The organism is Pedobacter miscanthi (assembly GCF_003315595.1).
Classification (GTDB): Bacteria; Bacteroidota; Bacteroidia; order Sphingobacteriales; family Sphingobacteriaceae; genus Pedobacter; species Pedobacter miscanthi.
This window is the reverse complement of the sequence record NZ_QNQU01000004.1, coordinates 252,415-274,330: the sequence shown is the minus strand read 5'-3', so window position 1 is coordinate 274,330 and position 21,916 is coordinate 252,415. Positions and strand designations below refer to the sequence as shown.

The following is a 21,916-nucleotide window of genomic DNA, read 5'->3' as shown; positions in this document are numbered from 1 at the left end:
TTAGTGTAAAAAATACACACTATATTCGTATTATAAAGATGGAGCCAAATATAAAAAATATAGCTGTATTAACTTCTGGAGGCGATGCCCCAGGAATGAATGCTGCAATTAGAGCTGTTGTTCGTACCGGAATTTACCACGGCATTAATATGTTCGGGGTAATGCAGGGTTATCAGGGTTTAATAACCGACAACATAAAACCAATGGACGCCCGTTCGGTAAGTAATATTTTACACTTGGGTGGTACCATATTAAAAACTGCACGCTGTTTAGAATTTAAAACAGACGAAGGTCAGCAGATTGCCTATAACAATTTAAAGAAAAACGATATCGACGGATTGGTGGTTATCGGTGGCGATGGAACTTTTACGGGTGCCAAACGCTTTTCTGAAACTTTTGGTGTTAAGGTAATTGGTATACCGGGTACAATTGATAACGACTTGGTAGGATCGGATTTTACCTTAGGCTACGATACAGCCATTAATACGGTAATCGAAGCGATTGATAAAATCAGGGATACTGCCGATGCACATGATCGTTTGTTTTTTATTGAAGTAATGGGACGTGATTCGGGCTGTATAGCTTTAAGAAGTTCGATTGCCAGCGGTGCCGAAGCAGTATTGTTACCTGAAAAAGAAACCAGTGTAAACGAACTGATTGAAAAACTGGCGCTGGGTGCAGCAACTAAAAAATCGTCGAGTATTGTAATTGTTGCCGAAGGACATAAACAGGGCGGCGCTTACGATATCGCCAAAAGAGTAAAGGAAACTTTCGATCATTACGATACCAAAGTAACCATCCTTGGTCACCTGCAACGTGGCGGTAGCCCGAGCAGTTTCGACAGAATTTTAGGCAGCCGTTTAGGTTTTGCGGCAGTAAATGCGTTAATTGCAGGCGAAACAGAACAAATGGTGGGTTTAAAAGGAAACGAAATAAAATTAACCAGCATAAGAGAGGCTTTAACGGCTCATTCTTTTAAACTCGAACCCGATTTAATGGAAATGACCGAGGTACTTTCGATATAATATGATAGCAGTTGTTTATAGCGGATCGAAAACGGCATTTTGGAAAATCACCCAAAATGGACAGGTGGTGGCACACTGCAATACTACCGGCTTAAATCCCTGCTTTGTTGATCCTAAAACGATCTTACAGATTTTAAACAAAAAAGTTGCCCTGGTAAACAATGCCGAAAACATTAAAAAGATTTATTTCTTCGCGGCGGGGGCATCATCGGCAGACAGAAAAGAGGAACTGGCCAAAACCCTTTCATCATTTTTTAAATACAGCAAAGTTGTAGTAGAAAATGACCTTTTTGGCGCAGCCATTGCCGCTTGTTATAACCAGCCCGGTATTGTAGGCATGTTGGGCAGCGGTGCACATTGCGCTTACTTCGACGGGAAAAAACCGTTGAATAATAACTTTGGATTAGGTTATATCCTCGGGGATGAAGGTTCATCAAATTATTTCGGAAAAATACTTCTGAAAGAATTTTTAAGCCATAAAATGCCGAAAGATATTGAAGCCAAATTTACGCTAACGCATAATCTGGATCGCCCTCAGATATTAGAACGCATTTACAATAAGCCACAGGCAAATATATTTTTAACTTCATTTTTCGATTTTATTACCCAGAACAGCAAACATGAGTATATCCGTAAGCTGATTGATGAGGGATTTGAGAAATATTTCGAAACTTATATTCTGCCAACCTCGCAAAAACATAAAGGCAGCGAACTGCATATCGTAGGTAAAGTGGCCGCCGAACTGGAAGACCGTTTAAGGCTTACAGCAGGTAAATACGGACTAGAAATTAAAAGCATTATTAAAGAACCAATACAAAATTTATTAAAACATTACACTAATTAACAAAAACAATGAGCAAAATTGGAATAAACGGCTTCGGCCGTATTGGCCGACTGGTTTTCAGAGCCGCATTAAAAAGAGGATTGGATATTGTAGCGATCAATGATCTGATCGAGCCTGATTATATGGCATACATGTTAAAATATGATACTACCCACGGTAAATTTGATGGTACCATCGAAGTTGTTGACGGTAACTTAGTTGTTAATGGCAAAACGATCCGTGTAACTGCTGAGAGAAATCCAGCTGATTTAAAATGGGATGCTGTAGGTGTTGAGGTGGTAATCGAGTCAACAGGTTTATTCTTAACCCGTGCTGATGCGGAAAAACACATCGCTGCAGGTGCTAAAAAAGTAGTTTTCTCTGCTCCGGCAAAAGATAGCGATATCCCTACTTATGTAATGGGTGTTAATCACGATAAATTAACTGCAGATCAAACTATCGTTTCGAATGCATCTTGTACTACAAACTGTTTAGCACCTATTGCTAAAGTTTTAAACGATAACTTCGGTATTGTTGAAGGTTTAATGAGTACAATCCACGCAGTAACTGCAACTCAAAAAACAGTTGATGGTCCTTCGGCTAAAGACTGGAGAGGTGGCCGTGGTGGTTTCTCTAACATCATCCCTTCTTCTACAGGTGCTGCTAAAGCAGTTGGTATGGTTTTACCTGAATTGAAAGGTAAATTAACCGGTATGTCGTTCCGTGTTCCTGTTGCTGACGTTTCTGTTGTAGATTTAACTGCACGTTTAGAAAAACCAGCTACTTACGAGCAAATCAAAGCGGCTATGAAAGCAGCTTCTGAAGGCGAATTAAAAGGTGTGCTGGCTTATACCGAAGACGAAGTTGTTTCTTCTGACTTCATCGGTGATGACCATGCTTCTATTTTTGATGCAAAAGCAGGTATTTCATTGAACGATAATTTCGTTAAAGTGGTATCTTGGTACGATAACGAGTGGGGATATTCTTCAGCTTTAGCTAAATTCGTAGAATATTACGCTAGTTTATAATAAAAAAAAGCAATAAGCGGTTTTTAAACCATATAAAAGGCAACATTATTCAATTAATGTTGCCTTTTTATTTTAAATACAATTTTCATCTATAAATTATATTTCATTTTTAGCTAAAAAAATATTTTTAACCTAAACTACGTCATCAAAATTATCTTAAAAAATAAATTCAAGACAAAATGAAGTTTAAAAATTGATAAAAATCATTTTTCAATAAGAATTTGAGACGATTTAACTATATCGTATTATAATTTGATAATATTTAACAATTATTTAACACATTTTTAAGCTATATTTGCAATACAGTCGTTTTTAAAAGCAAAATCATTCAGAAAAAGATTAGTAATTAAAAAATGACAGAAAAAAAACTTAAAATTTTCTTAGTGTATTTTTTACACTATCAAATTTTTTCCTATATTTGTAGAGTAATAAACGGAACGATGTTTATTCACCTTAAAAAAGATAAATCATTTTCTTGAAAAACCCCGGTTTTGATAGAAGATTAAAGACAAAGCCTGGCTCATAACAGGTTTATATTTGGTTAGAAAAAAGAGATACGTCTGGATGGAGTATCTCTTTTCTTATTTAAGGGGGAATTGAAACAAACTCTCTCCCGCTAAATCATCACTTCTCATTAACCTCATAGAAAAGACCCTGAAATAAATTCAGGGTGACGATCGCAATAAAGTAAAAGATAAATTTTGCTTCACAAAGAATTTTCAGCCGAACAACTAATGCAATTGATGGGACTTAAAAGAAAATTCGTCATCTCGACTGGAACGCAGTGGAATGGAGAGATCTATTAAGGCAGATTTAGCTTCGCTGAGCACTTCGTGGTTCTCGACTACGTTACACTCCGCTCGAAATGACGAAGATTTTAAATTATTTACATTCTGCATCGATTCTTTTTTGCGCATCTGTTTCTCCAAGCGATTTCGCTTTTGCCCAATCCATGCATGCGCCACTTTTATCGCCAAGATTAAATTTCGTATTCCCCCTGTTGTAATATGCAAGGCCATTATCCAGCTCCAACTCTATAACTCGATTATAATCTTTTAATGCCCCGTCGTATTCACCGGCATCATCTTTATTGGTGCCTCTGATCAATAATGCATCAGTATAATCAGGATCTATTTCTAAAGCTTTGTCATAATCTCTCCGAGCGGCTTTATAACTATAAATCATCTCTTTACAATAGCCCCTGGCCTGCCAAGCTTCTTTCATTTTAGGTGATGATTTTATTGCCACCGAAAAATAGATGATGGCTTTACCAAAATTTCTTTTGTTAATTTCGTTAAGACCTTCATTATAAAAATCAACAGGAACTTCGGGGTCGGCTTCGAGATAACTTGAACTGTCTGGATCCGATAATGCACCATAACCATCCAACCTACAATCAAACTCGTAACCTTTACAATATAAATCGATCACCCAAAACATTAAGTCCTCTTCGGTGTAGGGCAAGGCAGTGGCTGTACCCGTTAAAATCCAGTGATCATCATCCTGAACCAGTTTTTCGAATTTAAAATCATAGTTCTCCTGCAAAAAAGCACTTAACGAATCCAGCTTTTGCGAGCTGTCTGAAATAAAGTCTATATCAAACTTTGCCAGGGCATAATCTTTAAAACCATCCTTCAGCATTCTTTTATAAACATTAGTGGCAGCATACTTTTCTTCAGAATAACCACTATTAAACTCTCTTTTGGTGAAAAATCTACTATCCATTCCTTTATCTGATTGACTATAAACTGTTAATGATAAAAATAACAACAATAATCATATACCTATTTTTTCATTTTAAATAATTACCTATAACCAGCAAAGAAAGCCGACGCATGTTACTTCATAATTAAACAATCGATAATTCAATTATTTTTTCTGATTATAAAATAACCCAACCCTATTACCAAACAAAATGCAATAACCGATTCGATATGTAAAGACGGAGATCCATAATTAGATGGCCATGATGAAGGTATATAATCCCTTTCGGAACCGCTAAACAACAGCAATATTTTATTTGTTAAGACTGCAACCAATGTTAAAAACCCAAAAGTTAAGCGCCAAAATCTGTTTTTGCGGAAATAACTGAACCAAAGGCTTTGTGTGGAAAACAGACATACCAATAGAAAAAATAAAATTTCGAACAGAAACAGGCTAAAGTCGTGACCTATAAAAGCGTATGATTCATATTCACTGCCCTACCACCAGCCGGTATTAACACGATTAGAAACTGCAAAAAATAGGCGATCCCTACCACCCTGATCAGCCAGATAACGGCCATGTCGGCTTTGCCAATGAATTCGTTTTTCCTAAAAAAGAAAAATCCAATACTCCAGCAAGCGTAAATCAATATGAGTTCGTGCAGGATACGGTATGGTAAAATATTATTAAACATTGATGAGCATTAAAATTTATACAATCCGTACTTCTCTCTACAAATTACCTGATTCCCAATTTTTCCAGCTGTTATTGGGCTTCTGGGTCGGTTTCCAATTCGCAGTATCCCTTGTTACAATAATCTTGGCAATCAATTTATAAAGCTCCTGCCCACTCGGTAATACCTTATCATCGTAATGGCTTGAGTAGTGAAATTTGTCTATTGTCGTTAATTTAGGAATATCTTTTGGGATATGCTGACGGATATCACTATCAGTTGCACTGATCAATTCGGGGTCAGTTTCGTGCAGATACCTTATAAAATCCGGGAAACCGATCAATTTATTGGGATTATCATATTCTTTAACCTTAATGCCCAGCTTTTCATAGTCGAGATAATTATTATTAAATGGCACAATTTTATCGCGGACCTTAATTTCCTTTATATCCCTGGCAATTATTTCGAAGCTTTCTTTACTTTCCTTATCTTCAATTCTTGTAAATTCATCGGAATCAATGAGTGTTATGTTTGCCGTATTGCTGATATAGGTTGTTTCCTCAAATTTTTCAACAGAATAATTGATGCAGTTCCCAATGTAATCGAGTTCTATCGAAGCGGCAGTTGCGCGATTTTGATAACCGCTTTTTTCAAAAACTACCGCCCAACGTTTGTCATCGGCAAATAAATGAATCCTGTTGCCTGCCGTATTGAAATAACCGTGTTCAAGATCAAGGAAAAAGTTATACTTAATATCACCATGTTTTCCTGCAGGATAATATTTATCGGGAATGTCTTTAAATGACAGATCGAGTTGTTCCAATATTTCATTTTCTGTAAACCTTACTAAGCCACTTTTTGCAGTACCTTGTTTTATTTTTCCAAAACAAGCGCATAATAGTAGCATTGTTGCGATTAGCAATCGATTCATTCTATACAATTAATTAAATATGCTTTTTTGAATAAAAAAATGCAAACATCATTGCCACAAAATACAATTGATGCTACAGAGAAAAGTACTTTTAACAGGCTTACCATCAACAACAGGAGCTTTCCAGCCCTTTAATGTTAAAAGTTTGGCCCTCATTTTAGCTTCACAATCCTTAGAGAGGCTTTCATCAGGAAAACCAACATCAGTGATATCTCCCTGTTCATTGATATACAACCGCATTTTTAATTTAGCTGGGGGATAACCACTGTTTTTAAACCCCTCCTTGCTCATCAAAGGCGTTACCTCGCTACTCAAATAATTATAAAACCCCTTTAAGCCACCTTTTGTATAGGTAGGCAAACTGCCTGCGTAATCAGGTTGGGGAACAGCTACTGTGGCTGTGCTGGTCTTAATCTGCGCGTAGCCCTTATACGAGCATACGGCAATTAGAACCAAAAGAATGAGAGCAGCGTTTTTCATTTAATGAAGATATAAAAAATCTGTCAAAGCACTTCAATCCCTAAATGTTTGTAAGGCGCCAAAGTTTCATCATCAGGAGTGGTTTCGGTAATGATTACATCTACATCGGTAACCGGGCAAACGTAATACGATTCTACTGTATTTATTTTTTCGAGTGCAGAAAGCGCAATGGTTTTCTGTGCCTGGTTAATCATAACATTGTTCAGCTGGGCATCTTCATAAATAATGGAAGTAATGCCCATGCTATGGTGCAAACTACAAATGCCCAGCATACAGATATCGGCCCTTACTTTTCTAAAGGTATCAACGGTATCCTGCCCCATAGTGGTAAATGCGGTTTTATGCAATCTTCCGCCGGCAAATATCACTTCGGCACTTGGGTGGTCTTCCAGAATGTTAGCCACAGGAAAGCTATTGGTAATGATGGTGATTTTTAAATCTTTAGGCAAAGCGGCGGCAAGGGCAACAACAGAAGTACCACCATCAAAAAACACCACCTGACCATCTTTTAAAAAGGCTAAAGCTTTGTGCGCTATGATCTGTTTGTGCTGCTGATTGTATTTTTCGCGCTCCCTGTAGTGCTGAGGAACAGGTGAATGGGAAATTGCTCCCCCTCTAACCGCTCGCAGCAGCCCCTGAGAATCGAGTTCTTTAATATCGCGCCGCACCGTATCTTCTGATACATTGAGCAATGTACTCAATTCATCCAGCCTTACTTTACTGTCCTTTTCAAGGGTATCTATAATTACCTGTAAACGCTCTTCTTTTACCATATTGCTGCAATATATTGCAAATATAAGAATTTATTGAAATTTAAATTTGCAATATATTGCAATATTAAATATTTTTGTTGCAAAATATAGCAAACTATGAAAAGACAATAGGCATTGATATGGATGGCGTACTGGCCGATATCGAAGATCATATATTACAGACTTACTATGCAGAAACAGGCATTTTACTTACGCGCGACGATATTAAAGGTAAACAGGAAGAAGAACTTTTTCCGGATAGGGCCGTTGTGATGAATATCTGCAACCGGGTAGGTTTTTTCAGGAATTTACCGGTTATGGACGGTGCCATTGAAACGGTAAAGCAACTAATGGAAGATTACGAAATTTACATTGTATCTGCTGCGATGGAGTTTCCTCTATCACTTTTCGAAAAACACGAATGGCTTGCCGAACATTTTCCTTTTATCAGCTGGAGAAATATTATCTTATGTGGCGATAAAAGCATTATAGATACCGATTATTTAATTGATGATCATTGTAAAAACCTCGATTTCTGTAAAGGAAAACCTTTAATGTTTACTGCATTCCACAATGTGGAGAAAGATCACCATCAGCGCATCAACCACTGGAAAGAGGTACCTGCTTTGTTGAAACAACTGGAAGAGGAAAACCTGACATTGGCATAATAAATAGCCTGATTCGTCATGCTGAATTATTTTATTAGTTATTTTAAAAGGTCCTGGCAGCTACTTCGTGCCCAGCATCATTTTAGCGTGATAGACCCTGAAATAAATTCAGGGTGACGACCATTTTAATAAAAAATTAATTAAATCGGCAATAGGAAAATAATGATCGGATTCATATTAATAAAAAAAGGATGTAGCCACTGGCTACACCCTCTATCTAAATTAACGCTCTCAACTATGAAGTTGATATAAGGCTCTCACCCCTTATGCCTACAATATTACGGCAGAAAGATTAAGATTTGATGAAGATTTTAATTTATTGCAAATAAAATTTCGGTTAATCACCACCACAACCACCGCAGCTTCCGCAGGAACTTCCGCATGATGAACCGCAGGAGCTGGCTCCGCCACCAGCATCTCCACTCCTATTCCTTTCAACATTATTAACAAAGGGGATCAGACTGGCTGATAATACCGTTGAGCCGTATAAAAAATAGTCCCAACGCCAATTCGGATCATCTTTTATCGCTGGAAGAATCGTGTTCGCATAAAGATCGGGGATGGTAAGGCCAAAAAACTGCTGATTCAGTTTATATAGGTGATTAATTGTAAAAACAACCAGAAGGCCCAGTAAAATTGCAATTTCAACAACAGGTTTACCCCTCGAAATGCCTGTAATAAGGCGAATTAGTGGAAACATGATTAAGGTTACAAAAACTGTAAAATTGAGATAAAACACTTTTACAAATGGCTTCGATTGATTAAGATAACCCTTCAATTGATCAATGCTCCGGGCAGTAATCGTAAAAATAGATTTAGCCCGTAATAGATGAAGCAATTCACGATAAAAAATATTACCTCTATCTTTTAAAACGGTAATTACCTGCAGTTGTTCACCGAAAAGCTGATCGGTTTTGCCTGAAATACAAACCCGCTGATCAGCGCCGATCCTTATTACACCATCATGCATTAGTTCGCTGATTGTTCCATTTATGATATCATCCAATTTCCCGCTTTTAAGATAAATGAGCTCAAATGGTTGAAGATGATAGATAAAAGATTCTTTACCAAAACTACCTGCCAGCTGTTTAAACCTGTTCTTCGTGTATAAATGAAGTATCACATAAGCAGAAAGTATTAACCCAAGCAAGCCCAGAATAAAATATGGATTATCGATATGGATATAAATCGGTTTAAGCAGATAGTAAAAGGGAACAATCAGCAAAACGAAAGCCAGCAAACCATAAAGTGCAAAAAAGCCAGCTGTAATTTTAGCCGGTTTAAGGTTTAAACTGCCCAGCATGGTATCGTTCTGCCAAATACTTTCAGGCTGTTCGCCAAAATTCCCGATATAAAGTTGCCGGGTTAGTTCTGCGGCTCTTTTAAACTGCCCAAACTCTGTTTTATGATGTGTAGAAGGAATATGCTGGATAACTTTACCCAATAAAGAACAAAAATCCTGATAAGACTGGCTAAAAATAAGGTGCTGGTGCCAAACAACATCAATAATGGCAGAAGGCGAAACCATATCATCAGAAATGACCGCGAGATACATAAACTTTTTATACTCCAGAATGGCTTTTTCAGTAAAGTCTGCAGTCCATCCGTTTTCATTGGCCAGCCTGATCGAAAAAGAATATTCGCCCGACAGATGATCGAGATTAAACTGAATGATCTTATCCCAAAGCACCTCGTTCATAATAGTTTGTGTTATTTTTCAAACTCAAGCCATTTTGCCATCTTTTTCCAAGGGAGGCAAAGCAAAATGAACAATAATTCAAGTAGTATTTCCATACCTTAAATATAATATAAATAATGTTGATATATATAACTTTCTTCGAGTTACGTTATCTCATGTTTTAATTTATTGCATATAAATTGATATTATCGACAGAACGCTGAAGAAGAAAACTACCTCCTCGAGGCGTCATCAATGCTATTAAGTTAGGTTTTTTAACCACAGATGCAGACAGATAAACACGGATTTTATCTGTGGTCAAATTATATTATCCGGGGTTATTGGCTTAACTTAATAGCATTGTAAGCGTCTTGCTAAGACTTTTTTCTGTTCCAATTATTTTTTGCCGCGGATTCACAGAAAACACAGAAATTCCCTGCAATCTTCATTTTCAGTTAAGGCTCGTTTTTAACGAACATTGAATAGTTTGTAGTTACAAACGATAAAATCGTTTAGCTATTCATACACTCGTTTGGAAACGAGCGCAAACTAAGTTTCATTTACAGGTAAAATAAACCTAACTGGTCTCAGCGTCTCCAATGCTATTAAGTTAGGTTTTTTAACCACAGATGCACACAGATAAACACGGATTTTATCTGTGTGCATCCTTTTTATCTGTGGTTAAATTATATTATCCGGGGTTATCGGCTTAACTTAATAGCATTGGAGGCGTCATCTCGAGCGGAGAGCAACGTAGTCGAGAGATCTATCCGGGTAGATCTCTCTATTCCGCGATGCTTCAGGAAATTACGACATTAACATCACACCAATTCCTTTACCAGTTTACTGCGTATGCGACTCAGGGTTTCAAGGCGCATGCCTAAATAACTGGCAATGCAACGCAACGGGACTTTCGACACATCAAATGAATTTAATTCCAGAAACTTTTCGTAACGCCGCTCTGCCGAAGGGATGCGGGCGAGTATAGATCTTTCTGATGCAGCATGATATTGCAGCGCCAGGATTTTTCGCCCGATTACATTGGTTTCGGGATAAAGGCTATACAGTCTATCAATCAAAGCACGGGGAATGGGTACAAGCTCGGAATTTTCGAGTGCCTGTAAATATTCAATTGAAGGCTGGATACTCTCATCAGGATGCTGGATGGCCCCGATAAATTCGGTTTCTAAACTTATCCAGGTGGTAATTTCTTTGCCATCATCTTTGATAAATCCCCTCACCAGGCCGCTTACCACAAAAAAAACATCATCATTATTATCAATAGGCGAAAGAATATATTTATTCTTTTTAACCTGTATAGGTTGAACATTTTTTTCAATTTCCTGAATAAAGCCCTGCGTTATGGGGCTTAAACTGCTGAAATAATTCAATACAGCATTCACTAAAAATACCTTTCGGGATTCAAGCATATAAAATAAGGATAGACTTTAGACCCTTAATTATAGCAAATACAACTGAAACTTAAAAATAAAGTAGATTATTGACACGATTGTGCTGTTAAAAACTTATTAAACGGTAGTTTTCCTGATATTTTGAAGTGCAATTTGATTGATCCAACTAAAAATACGCAACTTTGTTGCGTCATAATCTGAAAAATTGCGCCACAATTCAGAAAAGGTTTGATCCAAAATCATTTTAGCCTTCTCCTCGTCGTTTACTTTGCGGATAATCGATCCATAAATGGCTGCTGCATACCGTTTATATAGCACTTTGAATGCTTTGCCGTCCTGATTCCTCAGCTGGTTATAAAAGATTTCCTCGTCTGATAACCAAACTTTTAGATTGGAATCATGATTTGTAATCCGGTTAACTGCCACATCCATAATAAATTGATATTATAAGCTGAACATGGATAACATAAATTTGTTTAATTACTTTGGATTAATCAAACAACCAAAAAGAGTACCCCTAAAAGTGATAAATTAAAAGTAACATTTTGGGCGCCTGCTTTTTTTGGTAACCAGGTAATAACCAACTGAAATTTCATGCGAGCCATAATCATAATTACCCAGTTTATTTAAGCTGTAATCGTAGCCATAACCGATGCGCAGGTTCTGCCGCACAAATAATTCGCTGATAAAACCAACAGCTGCACGGTCGCGGAGATTACTATCCAGGTTCTGTTTTGGATATATTTTAACTGAAGTCCGGTAAACAGCCCCTAGCCAGAAACGTTCTTTGATAAGCAAAAAAGCATTCAGATCTAATGATGTTGGTCCATGCAGATCATCTTTAATCAAAAAAGTGGGCTTAAATACAAATTCATCATTCAGCGGAAGTGCCAGTCCGGATGTTAAATAAAAATGCGGCTGTACTTTTATGTTAAGCAGGTTGTAATCGCTAAAAACGGATAAAGATTTAGACAAAAGGTTATCTGCAGAGAAACCTATAAAAAATTTCTCATTAGAATAATGGATGCCGGCACGGATGTCGGGCATTACCTGACTTACATTGCCTGTGGGGATGCGGTTATCGCCCTGTTCAATCGGATCAAGCAAACTGCCATCTAAACCGATCTGCATTACGCCAACGCCCAGGCCAAATGCAAGAATATTGGTTTCGGTACGGTCTAACTTAATGCGGTAGGCGAAATTGGCCGAAGCATTTAAGGCACTTTGCGCTCCAATTTTATCTTTGGTTATAATGCCACCTATACCCAGACTTTCGTCATTTATTGCTTCATCAGCCGAAATCGACAGGGTTTGTGGCGCTCCTTTCACACCGGTCCACTGTGCCCTTGCAAAAGCCTGCAGATAAAGTTCCTCTTTGTAACCGGTATAAGCCGGATTGATGTACATTCCGTTAAAAACATACTGACCAAACTGTGCATTTTGCTGGGCATGTATTTTTAAAAATGCCATGCAGACAATAAAAACAAGTAAGATCTTTTTTAAACTTATCATATCAGCTTAATTGTATTTACCTAATAATGGTGATATAGCCTTTATATTCCAGCCAACCGGCATCCCCGTTTTTAACCTTAACCACGTAGAAATAAGTTCCATCACTTAATCCCGGAGCGGTCCAGTCGTTCAGGTATTTGTTTGATTGATATACTGTGCTTCCCCACCTGTTGATTACCGTTACCTCGTTAAATTCAAAAGATTCGAGGTTTTCGAGATAAAATGTATCGTTTTTCCCATCCCCATTGGGTGTAAATACATTTGGTATCCTTAAACCTGAAATTTCTTTTAAATCGGTTGAGGTATTATTTGATAATAGCGGATCATCTTCGGTTGCCGTTACAGTTGCGGTATTGCTTACCATGCCCGGTTGCTTTGCCCTTACATGTACCACGAGCTCTGCAAATTTTCCATTGCCTAAAAGATCTATCCCCCATTTGATAGTTCTTGATGCCGGATCGTAACTGGCGGTTCCATCTGTTGGCTGCGCTAAACTTTCGAAAATGAGGTTATCCGGTAAAACATCTTTCACTTTTACTAATGTGGCATCGTCTGCACCATTATTCCGCACGTTCAGGTAATAGTCGAACACCTGGTTGCTCAGTACATTTTTGGTTTCTGACCGTTTAGTGATGGCTACATCTGCAACAGGCGTACTGATTACCTCGACTTCTATTTCGTCTGAAGAATCAGACGAGCATCCAAAACGGTTTACTGCGGTAACTTTATAAATCCCTGCGGTTGCGGTAATAAGTTCCTGTTTGGTTTGACCGGGCACAAGTTTACCATCCTTGTACCAGATGTACGAGGTGGCCCCTACCGAATTTGCGCGCAACGAAACCGCCGATCCTTTTTTGATCGTGATTTTCGGCCGCCCATTGGGTACGGTCTGGCTAAATCCTATTATAGATGAAAATAATAGAAAAGCCATAAACAGGAAGGTATAAAACCTAAGCCTCATTTATAGATTTAAAAACAGAAAAAAATTTATTAAACGCTATTAAAAAGTAACCGGGGTAGCTTTTCCAGAAATCAATGCAGGAGTAATAGTTGGTTTAGTTGGCTTAGCCGTTACCGTTACATCATGGTCTACCGTTTGCGCACAGTATTTATTGCCATTAATTTCGTAACCTACTTTTAAGCGGTATTTTGTTGTACCCACGGTTGGCGAAACCGGTGTATAATCTTTTTGAGTTGCACCAGAAATTGCAGTTTCGGTTGTACCAACTACAGTGTACCATTGATAGGCCAAAGTAGTGATGGTTGGATCTTCGGGATTGGTAACTGTTCCAACCTGTGCAATCGGCGTTTCCACACAAAAATCGGCCGCGGCAAAATTGGGCACGAGTGGCTGAAGTACATAAACCGGGATTTCCTGCATGTCCGATTCGCAGGATCCTGCTGCGGTAGCTTTCGAGCTTAAATAGTAAAATCCATTCTTTAAAATGGCAGCGGGAATCTGGTTCCCACCGGTTAAAGGAATTAAGTCTGGTGGTGTTGTAGTTTGTATTGCACTGTATCTTACGATCCAGTTTTGGCCTGGGGCTGGTGCAGGCAGGGTAAGATCAGCGCCTTGGCAAAATAGGTTAACACCTGTTGTAGTTGGAGTAACCTGCGCCGAAACGCGTAAGAAGTTACAGATCAGCAATAATGCGATTACGAATGAGCTTTTTTTAATGAAACTGTTCATGGGGATGGGATTTTTGATTTGTTTAAATTTTTAATATTGGGATGTTATGGGCAGCGATACATGTGGCGCTGCCGGTTTTGGATTTATTTTTATGGTAAAATTGATCTGGGTACTGCAACCATCTGCATTTTTTATGGTGAGGATACCAGAATGGGTCCCGGTTGCAGCATCAAAAGGAACTGTAAAAGGTATATTGCCCATTGGCAAAGCCTGATTATTTATTGCTGAAAAGCCAGCAGTCCCCCAACTGATGCTGTAAGTGGTTGGACTATTTACCGGATTGGTATAACTTAATGATGAGCTGGTAAAGCCAGAGCAGATTTCCGGTTCTGGCCCCAATGTTAAACCTGGAGGCGCCGCAACTGTTAAATTAAAATCGTTAGAATTTGTACACACAGCTGGTCCGTCTGGAATAGTATACCTGATTATCGTTGTTCCGGCAGCAACTCCGGTTACTTCTCCGGTAACAGGATTTACCGTTGCAATCAGTGGATTGGTACTTAACCAGGTTCCGCCAGGATTTACATTGCTTAAAGTAGTAGCAGAACCAATGCATATTTTATTGGTTCCTGTTGTTGTGCCAACGGTAGCTATTGGTTTTACCTGGATGGCCAGCGTTGCACGGTTAGCACTTACACAACCCGTGGCCTGATTTACGGCTTCTACATAGTAAGTTGTATTTGCAGTAAGTACAGGGGTGGTATAAGTAACACCTGTATTTTTTAAGTTCCCACCTGTAAGGGCATCGTACCAATTATAGGTGATACCTGCAAGTGGGCTATCTACCGAAAGGTTTACCGCCGAGCCACTGCATGAAATTACATTGGTAACTGAAACAGTTGGCAGCGGATTAACCTTTAGTGTTACTTTTACGCGCTCCGAAATAGAAGAAATACAATTATTTCGCCTAGATTCTACGTAATAAACATAATCGCCAACCGGTAATATGCCGAGATTATAAGAACTGCCTGTAAATAATGGTGTCGGAGTGGTTTTATCCGCATACCATTTATAAGTGGTACAGTCCTGCAGGTTATCAATAGATAAAATAGTGCCCTGGCCCGAGCATACACTACCGGCGTAAGTCTGCTGTCCGTCGATTAAAGGTATGGGTTTGGGAATTACCTTGGTTACATTGTAAATATGGAGTTCGGTACCGATGGCTAATACACCACCCCATGAGATTTTTACACGGTCAAAAACCGCAGATACCGGAAAAGAAACTTCAAATTTGGTGGTACCAGCGATTGCTTTAACCGTTGTATTCCCATTATTAAATGCGCCACCTGCTGTGGCATCGCCCAGATAAGGCTGTATGGTAAAACCACTGAGTAAACTCAGACCTCCGCCACCATCATAAACGATTTTAATGGAATCAAGCGGCTGACTTTCTTTAGCAAACAATGCGGTAAGATAAGCTTCGTTTGCGGCTTGCAATCCGGTATTAATGGTGGCATAAGTGGTATAAGTTGGATCAGCATCTATTGCAGCGTAAGGATTACTTATTGAAGCCGTTCCGTTGAGCAAACCAGCGCCGTTTACCCCTGTAAGTACATCAATCCCTTTATCACACTCAATATCCAAAGGATTATCTTCTAAAAGATAGGCACCGTATATCTCGGCAGAAACACCGATAGAAAGTGACGCCGAAAGTTTGACATAAACACCATTGTAAGCCTGTGCAGGTGTTAAAGGGATTTCGATGGCACCTGCACCGCCCAATAAACCTACGGTAGATGCAGAATACATTGCGACACGTGTGGCCGCTTTGGTACCAGTATTTAAATTGGTAAAAGTGCCGACTTCAATAGTCCCTGCCAAACTTAAAGCTGAAGCAGGAATAGATACCTTAACGGTTACCAGTTTACCTGCTGCAATTAAGCGTTTGCCTAAATGTGTACCATCTGTACTAAACTCCAGATATTGTGTTACCGATGATGAACCCAACAAACTATTAATGGAAAGTGTAGAAGCTGTTGATGGATCTGTATCTACAGATTTAGCATTATTGGTTATCGAAACAGATGATCCAAATCCACTTGCAGCATTCTGCGAATCCTGAAAACTAGCGTATACACGGCTTTGGTTCGTACACAATTGTGCATACAAAGGCCCTGGAAGGACCAAAAACAGTCCCAATAATAAGAATAGACAAAAAAACCGCTTCAATTTGTTTGGGAGAGCAAAATTCAGGGTTATGTTTGATTACGTAAAAATGAAGCGAACGGTTTTTAAACATTCATTTTATTCATTCCGTAACCAACGCAAAACTAATCATCGCTCATGTAATCCATGTTAAGAAAACATGTTACCACAAACAAAAAGCAAACAAATCAGGAATATTTATACGATTTTAAAGAGATTATCGTTAAAAGTAGCATTTGGGTCTTCTGCTTTTGGCTGTTTGCAGGTAATAGCCTATCGATATTTCGTGCGAACCATAATCATAACTACCCAATTTATTTAAACTATAATCGTAGCCATAACCAATCCTAAGGTTTTCGCGCACAAAGAATTCGGCAATTAAACCAATAGCGCCCCTTGCCCTTAAATCGGCCTGCAGATCAGGTTTTGGATAGAGTTTTATAGATGTTCTGTATACTCCACCCAGCCAGAGTTTTTCTTTAATCATTAAAAAAGCGTTCAGGTCAAGAGAGGTAGGTCCGTTCAGGTCATCTTTAAACAGGAACGTCGGTTTGAACATAAAATCGTTATTCACCGGAAACACCATACCAGCAGTGAGGTAAAAGTGTGGTTTAGCTGTAATGCTGAGTAAATTATTATCCCTAAAAACAGGTAGATATTGTGTAAGCAGGTTATTGGCGGAGAAACCGATAAAAAACTTTTCGTTTGAATAATGTACTCCTGCCCTGATATCGGGTACGATACGACTTTCGTAACCTGCTGGTATCCTGTTGTCGTTTGTCTCATTTGGATCTAAAAGACTCCCGTTTAAACCCATCTGCATTACCCCGAGTCCGATCCCAAAAGCCAGCACATTGGTTTCGGTACGGTCGAGTTTAATGCGGTAGGCGAAATTACCTGATAAATTAAGTGAAGTTTGCGCACCAATCTTATCTTTCGAAACTAAAAGCCCTAAACCAAGACTTTCTTCTTTAACCGCTTCATCAACAGATATAGAAAGCGTTTGCGGTGCCCCCTGGATACCGGTCCACTGTGCCCTGACAAAGGCCTGCATATACAGTTCTTCTTTATAACCTGCATAAGCCGGATTAATATATAAACCGTTGAACACGTATTGCCCGAACTGTGCGTTTTGCTGGGCAAATAAACATAAACAGGTTAAATTAAATAATGCCGTTAAAATTATCTTTTTCATATCCTCCTCTCATTTATCTGATCACGGTAACATAGCCTTTAAACTCCTGCCATTGGCCGTTGGTGGCTTTAACTTTAAGCACGTAGAAATAGGTTCCATCTACCAAACCATTGGCTGTCCAGTCGTTTAAATAGCCACTTTTTTCATACACCGTGCTTCCCCACCGGTTAATGATGGTAAGCTGGTTCTCGATATAACGATCGAGGCGTTCGATAGAAAAGGTTTCGTTTTTCCCATCGCCATTTGGCGTAAACACATTCGGTATTTTAAGTCCGGTAATTTCTTTGGTATCAACCGAAGTATTGTTCGATGGATCGGGGTCGGGCTCATTGATGGTAACCGTAGCACTATTTACCACATTACCAGGTTTCATGGCCCTTACGTTAACAACTAGCTCTACAAAACTCCCATTGGCCAGCGAAGGTATGGCCCACGAAACTGTTCGGGTTTGTTCGTTATAACTCGCCGTACCTACAATGGCTGGATCAACGCTTACGAACGTCAGGTTTTCGGGAAGGTCGTCTTTTACCTGTACATTGGTAGCCATGCCCAGGCCGTTGTTGCGTACCAATAAATTATATTTAAACACTTCGGTATTGATTACCTGTCTGTTTTCCGACCTCTTAAGTATGGAAACATCAGCTGAGATAACCGATTCCATCACCACCTCCATCTCTTCCGAAAGATCGGAACTGCAGCCACCCAGGCTAAAAGTAATCACCGTATATTTTCCAGCGGTGCTTACCACATAATCCTGCTGGGTAGCACCAAAAATAGCATCACCATTCCTGAACCATTGGTAAGAGGTTGCCCCTGTACCATTGGCCCTGAGTTTAACCGTAACACCAGGTTTAAGGTTAAGCACATTGGGATTGTTAGATTGCGCAAAGCATGCCGCCGCTGGAAGCAGCAGCACGCCAAACACAATTATCCCTAACCTGCTAAACACCATGGCGGTTAAACTTTATAACTTAAGGCGCTACGGCAATTGTTGCTTTGCCCGGTTTAACTGTAACGGTAATTGCTTTTGATGCTGTGGCAGTACATGTTGTTGCAGGGACAATCTGAACGCCCCCAGTTGCATAACTTCCAGTTGCTGTAAAAACATATGCACCCGGTGCTACACCAGCTTTAAGTGTAAAAGTATCTCCCGAAGCAGATGCCGCACCCAAGGTTGTAATATCAGTTACGGCGGTACCACCAAGCGTTGCAGACCATAGATAAGTCATAGTTACACCAGTTGGCAAAGTGATTGAAGCATCTTTACTTGCTGTAAATACGGTTGATGCGGTTTGATCAGTACAATAAACACTTCCCGGTGCGGCTACAGTAATTAGAGGTGTAGGTAATTTCTCAATCACTGTATTATCTGATGCATCACTCGGACAAAGATTTGCATCGGCCGGTTGAACCTGTACCGAATAAGTATGTGTTCCGGCTGCCAATGATGCAGGCACATTAAAAATAGCATCTGCTGCTACATTATAAGTTACAGCACTCTGGGCAGTACCATCTACCGTCCAGATAATTTTATCACCAGCAACTGGTGTATACCCGGTAAATGACGGTGTAAGTTTCACCGTTCCTGTACCACACAGGTATACATTCGGTGTAGTTTGTGCAAATGCGCTAACCGGCAATAAGAACATCAGGAATGCAAAGATCCTTAAATAGTTTTTTGTAGATTTTTTTGTCATGGCTTTAATTTGTTAGGGATGAATGGTTTATTTCTTTTTTAATTAATAGATACTGTTGGTTTATGCGGCACAAGCTTTACCCTAAAACTGAAAGGGATGGTACGCTCGCAGCCGTTTGCATTTTTAATGGTTAAATTCCCCTGGTATACACCTACAGGCGTTGTAGAAGGTATATTAATGGTAATTTCGTTCGCCGGTAAAATTTGGTTCGAAACAGCAGGAAGTGAGTTGCCAACCCACGAAATGCTGTAGGTAACCGGATCGAAAAGCGGATTGGTATAAGTGAGTTTTGTTGAACTCAAGCCCTCGCAGATTCCCGGATCAGGCCCTAAGATTAAATTGGGCTGCGGATTTACGGTTAAATTAAAATCAACCTTCTTTCCGCAGTAAGTAGCATCATCGGCAACAGTATAACTGATTAGCACGTTACCTGCTGCAACTGCTGTAACCAAACCCGCAGCATCTACGGTTGCAATACCCGCATCACTGCTGCTCCATGTTCCATTAGGATAAGTATTTGTAAAAGCAGAGTTTGTTCCTGCGCACATAGTAACTGCACCAATAATTGCAGGCACAAGCGCATATTGTTTTACTTTAACCTCTACAGCCTTGGTGCCACCTGCATTTTTACATCCCGTTAGGGAATTTACGGCTTCAACATAATAAGTTGTGGTTGCTGTAAGTATTGGCGTGGAATAAGATGTTCCGACATTAAATGGCGTGCCGCCCGAAGATGATGTATACCAGTTATAGGTAAAACCTCCATCGGGATTGGTGACCAAAAGTGTGGCAGAAGATCCACTACAAATTGTTGCCCCGGAAACAGTAAGCGTTGGCAAAGGATTAACCTTTAGCTTAACCCTTAACCGTTCGGATACTGCTGTGATGCAATAAGTTCTGCTTGCCTCAACGTAATAGTTATATTCTCCGGCAGCAAGGGTAGATGGCGGTGTATAGGTTAAGCCAGTGTGTAATAAAGTACCTCCCGTTTCGGCATCATACCACTTATATTCGGTACAAGCCTGCGCATTTTGAACAGAAAAACTCGCCGTTTCACCCTGACAGATCGTTTTTTCATCAGTTGTTGACGGATCTACCAGTGTTCTCGGTTTTGCAAGTTTGCGTTTGATATTATAAATTCTTAAACGGCTAAATGCACCTGTAAGCCCGCCCATCGAACTTTCTAAACGGTCGTACACATCGGTTACCGCAAAAGTTAAAGTATATCTGCTGGTTGATCCCGGAAATAATTTTAGGCTCAGAAAAGTTCCGGTATTATCAAATGCAGGCCCTGCTTTTGCTCCGTTTAAATAAGGCTGTATGGTAAAACCTGTTAAAAGACTAAGGTTTAAAAGTCCACCACCAGGATTTTCGAGTACAATTGTGACCGAATCTGCAGGTTGCGAAGGTTTATTAAAAATAGTAGTAAGGTATACCTGATTCAGCACAGATGCACCAACATCAATCAGGGCATAACTATTGGGATCAGCATCGATGGCATTAAATGGATCGGTTACCGTACCCGTTAAGTTTGCAATTCCACCCAATGGTGTTGGCTTTACACCCGAAAGCACATCAATGGTTTCATCACAATTGATTGATCCTGTGCTCAACTCCATGATATAAGCGTGGAAAACCTTCATGGATAAAGCTGTAGAAACTACAGCACCGGCGATTTTAATATAGATGCCGTTAAAATCCTGCGTAGGGGTTACTGTAATTTCGACCTCTCCCCCTCCGCCTATTACCCCGGCAATATTTGCTGAGGTATAAATCGGATTTCGTGTTGCATCATAACCCGCCTCATATCCATAACCAAGTAAAGGCTTATTCTCTGCAACAGCGTGCAAATCAGTAAAACTTCCGATCTCAAAACTGCTCAATACCCCAAGCAATTCTTTGGGCAGTGCCAGTTTAACCGTTACAGGAGTATTTGCGGCTATAGTACGTTTACCTGCATTGGTACCATTAGTGGTAAATTCGAGAAATTGTGTGGCCGAACCGGTAAGGTTCAAAAGTCCTATCGGAACCGAGAGTGTTGATGCATCCTTCACCTGCCCATTAACGGCATTTGGTGCATCGGCAATATTACCGTATAAATTTGCTCCCAAAATACCTAACCCATCAAGATATGAACCTTGAAAGTTAGCATAGGTCCGTGCCGTATTTTCACACTGCGCATATAAATAGGCAGGCATAAAGCAAAGCACAAACACCAGAAAAGATAGACAGGAGCGCCTTTTCAATACTTTAGGGATGTGACGTAAAACAGTTTGTTTGTTGACACAAAAGTATATCGGGGAGCTGCCAGATTAGCCGTTCACTTTATTCATTAAACAGATTAAGAATACATAACACGCTGTTTTATTGACATTTATCAACAAAACACAGATTGTAGGTTGAATGATTGAAATGTTTAGGCTTGAGCAAATTTTTGCTGGCCTTCAATCATTAATTTTTAAAACAACGCAGCCCTTGTTTATTTTGGTTTCCTCAAGAGAAA

At 39.5% G+C, this 21,916-nt stretch carries 20 protein-coding genes; 4 read left to right on the top strand and 16 right to left on the bottom strand.

What is annotated here, in order from left to right; translation table 11 throughout:
• The first annotated feature begins 38 nt into the window (after positions 1-38).
• Genes pfkA through gap form a run of 3 tightly spaced genes read left to right on the top strand, consistent with a single transcriptional unit; the run spans position 39 to position 2,876 of the window.
• Positions 39-1,025, top strand: coding sequence for a 6-phosphofructokinase (pfkA, locus tag DRW42_RS06535; protein WP_113948018.1), 987 nt, complete (start codon positions 39-41; stop codon positions 1,023-1,025).
• A 1-nt stretch (position 1,026) separates the two neighbouring features.
• A complete protein-coding gene (locus DRW42_RS06530; protein WP_113948017.1) occupies positions 1,027-1,869 on the top strand; it encodes a hypothetical protein in 843 nt (280 codons plus the stop codon).
• Between the two features lie 8 nt (positions 1,870-1,877).
• Positions 1,878-2,876, top strand: coding sequence for a type I glyceraldehyde-3-phosphate dehydrogenase (gap, locus tag DRW42_RS06525; RefSeq protein ID WP_113948016.1), 999 nt, complete (start codon positions 1,878-1,880; stop codon positions 2,874-2,876).
• Between the two features lie 882 nt (positions 2,877-3,758).
• Here gap and DRW42_RS06520 read toward each other — a convergent pair.
• From DRW42_RS06520 to DRW42_RS06500, 5 genes are all read right to left on the bottom strand, one after another.
• Positions 3,759-4,601 carry a tetratricopeptide repeat protein gene (locus DRW42_RS06520; RefSeq protein WP_113948015.1) on the bottom strand — a complete coding sequence of 281 codons (843 nt, stop codon included), beginning with the start codon at positions 4,599-4,601 and terminating at the stop codon, positions 3,759-3,761.
• A 445-nt stretch (positions 4,602-5,046) separates the two neighbouring features.
• The gene (locus DRW42_RS06515) at positions 5,047-5,274 is read right to left on the bottom strand and encodes a hypothetical protein (RefSeq protein ID WP_113948014.1); all 228 of its coding nucleotides are present in this window, start codon (positions 5,272-5,274) and stop codon (positions 5,047-5,049) included.
• A 37-nt stretch (positions 5,275-5,311) separates the two neighbouring features.
• A complete protein-coding gene (locus DRW42_RS06510) occupies positions 5,312-6,160 on the bottom strand; it encodes a DUF7003 family protein (RefSeq protein WP_113948013.1) in 849 nt (282 codons plus the stop codon).
• A 72-nt stretch (positions 6,161-6,232) separates the two neighbouring features.
• Positions 6,233-6,664 carry a hypothetical protein gene (locus DRW42_RS06505; protein WP_113948012.1) on the bottom strand — a complete coding sequence of 144 codons (432 nt, stop codon included), beginning with the start codon at positions 6,662-6,664 and terminating at the stop codon, positions 6,233-6,235.
• A gap of 23 nt (positions 6,665-6,687) precedes the next feature.
• A complete protein-coding gene (locus tag DRW42_RS06500) occupies positions 6,688-7,437 on the bottom strand; it encodes a DeoR/GlpR family DNA-binding transcription regulator (protein ID WP_113948011.1) in 750 nt (249 codons plus the stop codon).
• Between the two features lie 77 nt (positions 7,438-7,514).
• On the opposite strand from DRW42_RS06500, the gene DRW42_RS06495 reads away from it, so the two are divergent.
• On the top strand, positions 7,515-8,084 hold the full coding sequence (locus tag DRW42_RS06495; protein ID WP_244215213.1) for a 5' nucleotidase, NT5C type: 570 nt from the start codon (positions 7,515-7,517) through the stop codon (positions 8,082-8,084).
• A 337-nt stretch (positions 8,085-8,421) separates the two neighbouring features.
• Here the strand turns inward: DRW42_RS06495 and DRW42_RS06490 are convergent, their stop codons facing one another.
• The 11 genes from DRW42_RS06490 to DRW42_RS06440 form a co-directional block, all read right to left on the bottom strand.
• Positions 8,422-9,783, bottom strand: coding sequence for a hypothetical protein (locus tag DRW42_RS06490; protein WP_113948010.1), 1,362 nt, complete (start codon positions 9,781-9,783; stop codon positions 8,422-8,424).
• Positions 9,784-10,583: 800 nt separating this feature from the next.
• On the bottom strand, positions 10,584-11,192 hold the full coding sequence (locus DRW42_RS06485) for a Crp/Fnr family transcriptional regulator (protein WP_113948009.1): 609 nt from the start codon (positions 11,190-11,192) through the stop codon (positions 10,584-10,586).
• A gap of 99 nt (positions 11,193-11,291) precedes the next feature.
• Positions 11,292-11,606, bottom strand: a complete 315-nt coding sequence (locus DRW42_RS06480; protein ID WP_113948008.1) for an RNA polymerase sigma factor — start codon at positions 11,604-11,606, stop codon at positions 11,292-11,294.
• 99 nt (positions 11,607-11,705) lie between these two features.
• On the bottom strand, positions 11,706-12,686 hold the full coding sequence (locus tag DRW42_RS06475) for a PorP/SprF family type IX secretion system membrane protein (protein WP_113948007.1): 981 nt from the start codon (positions 12,684-12,686) through the stop codon (positions 11,706-11,708).
• A 16-nt stretch (positions 12,687-12,702) separates the two neighbouring features.
• Positions 12,703-13,617 carry a T9SS type B sorting domain-containing protein gene (locus DRW42_RS06470; RefSeq protein WP_158544289.1) on the bottom strand — a complete coding sequence of 305 codons (915 nt, stop codon included), beginning with the start codon at positions 13,615-13,617 and terminating at the stop codon, positions 12,703-12,705.
• A gap of 69 nt (positions 13,618-13,686) precedes the next feature.
• Entirely contained in the window at positions 13,687-14,376 is a 690-nt protein-coding gene (locus tag DRW42_RS06465) for a hypothetical protein (protein WP_113948005.1), read from the bottom strand.
• 30 nt (positions 14,377-14,406) lie between these two features.
• Positions 14,407-16,473, bottom strand: coding sequence for an immunoglobulin domain-containing protein (locus tag DRW42_RS06460; protein WP_147243683.1), 2,067 nt, complete (start codon positions 16,471-16,473; stop codon positions 14,407-14,409).
• Between the two features lie 271 nt (positions 16,474-16,744).
• Positions 16,745-17,716, bottom strand: coding sequence for a PorP/SprF family type IX secretion system membrane protein (locus DRW42_RS06455; RefSeq protein WP_113948003.1), 972 nt, complete (start codon positions 17,714-17,716; stop codon positions 16,745-16,747).
• Between the two features lie 13 nt (positions 17,717-17,729).
• On the bottom strand, positions 17,730-18,668 hold the full coding sequence (locus tag DRW42_RS06450; protein WP_113948002.1) for a T9SS type B sorting domain-containing protein: 939 nt from the start codon (positions 18,666-18,668) through the stop codon (positions 17,730-17,732).
• Between the two features lie 19 nt (positions 18,669-18,687).
• Positions 18,688-19,413 (bottom strand): hypothetical protein, encoded by a 726-nt coding sequence (locus DRW42_RS06445; protein WP_113948001.1) that lies wholly within the window; start codon positions 19,411-19,413, stop codon positions 18,688-18,690.
• Positions 19,414-19,451: 38 nt separating this feature from the next.
• Positions 19,452-21,611 carry an Ig-like domain-containing protein gene (locus tag DRW42_RS06440; RefSeq protein ID WP_113948000.1) on the bottom strand — a complete coding sequence of 720 codons (2,160 nt, stop codon included), beginning with the start codon at positions 21,609-21,611 and terminating at the stop codon, positions 19,452-19,454.
• Positions 21,612-21,916: the final 305 nt, after the last annotated feature.